Annotated in this window: 2 protein-coding genes; both read right to left on the bottom strand. The window is 62.9% G+C overall.

The features are described from left to right. Positions 1-1,472 (bottom strand): tetratricopeptide repeat protein (locus tag AC0AP0_RS11415; RefSeq protein ID WP_490430555.1); only part of this gene is annotated, 1,472 nt, incomplete at its 3' end. 23 nt (positions 1,473-1,495) lie between these two features. Then, on the bottom strand, positions 1,496-2,749 hold a 1,254-nt coding region (gene tyrS, locus AC0AP0_RS11420; protein WP_490430556.1), incomplete at its 5' end, for a tyrosine--tRNA ligase.

Below are 2,749 nucleotides of genomic sequence, written 5' to 3' on the forward strand. Positions count from 1 at the left end.
TGCTCGGCCTGCACGGCACGCATCCGGTAGTCACCGCTGAGCCCGCGGGCCTTGACCAGGGCCTGAACGGTCTCGATAGCCTTGTCCCATAAGCCCAAATCGCCCAGCGCTCCGGCATAAACCAGGAACATCTCCGCTTTGGACTCGCCCTGCAGCTGGCTGCCCTCCTCGGAGGTAGCCTCCTCAATGGCCTTGCGGGGATTGCCAAGACCACGTTCGCAGTCTGCGATGAAAGGCAGGTAATCAGAATAGCCGTTCATACGGTGTGCAGTACGGAATTCCTTCAAGGCCAGCTTGTAGTCGCCTTGACGGTAGGCGACCAGGGCCAGGGTCTCACGGGCAAGATCAATCCTGGATGCCTGTCGGGCAGCCCACTTGGCATGAGCCAGGGCCCCCTGGGGATCAGTCTCCTCCAGCGCGTAGGCGGCCAGGATGTGCAGGCCGATGTTCTCTGCGTGCTCCTTGCTCAGTCCGCGCAGGCGCAGGCGATCATCCTTGGAGAGCATGGACCATTCCAGGCCCTTGGGCATCTTAGGTTCGCCAGGCCGACGATCCGTATAGGGGTTCTGCGAGGGGTAGGAGATGGTCCCGTCAGAGTTGCGGCGACCACGGTCATAGCCATTCTGGCGGTCACGCTGATAGGCCCCTCGGCGGTCGTCATGGCGATGATCATCACGACGACGGTCATCACGGCCATGCTGGCTCTGATACCTGCCGTCACGTGAACGGTCGCCCCGATAGCCGCCTTGACGATGGTCATCACGGGAACGATCGCCATAGGAGTGGTTGCCGTAGGGACGATCCCCATGTGAACGGTCCTGACGTGGACGGTCATCACGTGAGCGGTTGTTCCAGGGGCGACCCCCACCGGACCGCTCATCCTGCCGACGATCAAACCTCCGGTCGTCATCCCGGCGGCGGTCCCCGTGGAAGCCCTGGCTACGATCACGGTCACGGTCATGCCGCTGGTAGCTGCGCCCGGAACGTCGATCGCCATACCCCGACCGACCGCGGTCGTTGTCACGATCACGATGCCCATATCCGCCATTCCCGTTGGCATGGAAGTCACGACGTGGACGATCGCCATCCTGCCGACGACCGTGGCGGTCGTCACGCCTGTCAAAATGCCGATCCCGATCGGAATCCCTGCGGAAGCCGCCGTGACCATCCTGACGGTCATGTCTGTATCCGCGATTGTCACGCTCGAACCGGTCGTGCCCGCGCCCGCGGAAGGGCCGCTGGCCATTCCTGTTCTCGGAACGACGCTCTTCGCCGCCCTCACTGTCATGGTTGTGGAAGTTGCCGGAACGGTGACCTCCCGAACGATAGCCTCCGGAGTGGTATCCGCCCGTGTGTGAACCGCCCTTATGGAAGCCCGAAGAGCGACGGCCGCCCGACCGGAAGCCGCCTGGACGCGAGCCGCCCCGGTCCCGTCCGCGATCGCCCCGGGAATGATTGTGTTCTTCTGCCATCAGTGTCCTTAATTCCTACGTTCCTACTTGCCGGCCCGACGCTCAAGCGCGCCCAGGGCCTTCTTTCCTCTGCGAACCAGGGCGAAGCGCCCATGCAGAAAGTCCTTGTTCCCCAATACCTGATCCGGATCCTCGACCCGTTGGTTATTCAGATAGAAGCCACCCGAGGCCACAGTCTTGCGGGCCTCGGAGACCGAGTGGAAGAGCCCGGCGGCAACCCCGGCCTCCACCAGACGCTGACCTTCGCTGGCCGCAGGCAGAGCTCGCCCGCCTTGACCATCATCGACCTTGAGCCCGTCGAGAGCAGAATCCAGCACATCCTCGTCCAACTCCTCCAGAGTCTTGCCACGACCGAAGAGGGCACCCGAGGCGTCGATGGCCCCCTGGGCGGCATGTTCGCCGTGCACATAGGAGGTCACCTGCCAGGCCAGGACCTTCTGGGCTTCGCGAGCACCCGGATCCTGAGCGGTCCTCTCCTCCAAACGCTCGATCTCGACCTTGGGCAGGAAGGTGAAGGTCTTCAGCAGCTTGACCACCTGGTCGTCAGGCTGGTTGAACCAGAACTGGTAGAAGCGGTAGGGGCTGAACATGGTGGGATCCAGCCAGACCGCGTTGCCCTCGGACTTGCCGAACTTCTTGCCCTGGGAGTCAGTAATCAACGGGCTGGTCATCACATTGACTGACGCGTTGCGCACCTTGCGGATCAGGTCCAGACCACTGGTCAGGTTCCCCCACTGGTCGCTGCCGCCAAGCTGCAGACTGCATCCGTAACGGTCGAAGAGCTCAAGAAAGTCGTTGCCCTGAAGCACCTGGTAGCTGAACTCGGTAAAGGAGATGCCCTCGTCGGAGTCTAAGCGGCGGGCCACCGTGTCCTTGGCCAGCATGGTGCCCATGCGGAAGTTCTTGCCCACATCGCGTAGGAAGTCGATGGTGCTCATGGAACCGGTCCACTCGTAGTTGTTGACGAACCGGACTGGATTCTCACCTTCGGTGTCCAGGAAGCGTCCGATTTGGCCACGCAGCCGCTCGGTCCACTCGGCCACGGTCTGCTTGGGATTCAGGGTGCGCTCCCCCGACTGCCGAGGGTCGCCAATCAGCCCGGTGGCCCCGCCCACAACGGCGATGGGATGCAGACCGGCCGCCTGCAGGTGACGCATGTTGAGCAGCTGGACCAGATTGCCCACGTGCAGTGAGGGGGCTGTGGGGTCAAATCCGCAATAATAGGTCACCGAGGGGTCGGCCAGCACCTTCCTGAGCTCGGACTCGTCCGTGCACTG

Source organism: Bifidobacterium sp. POST2/T3 (B1) (assembly GCF_058197115.1).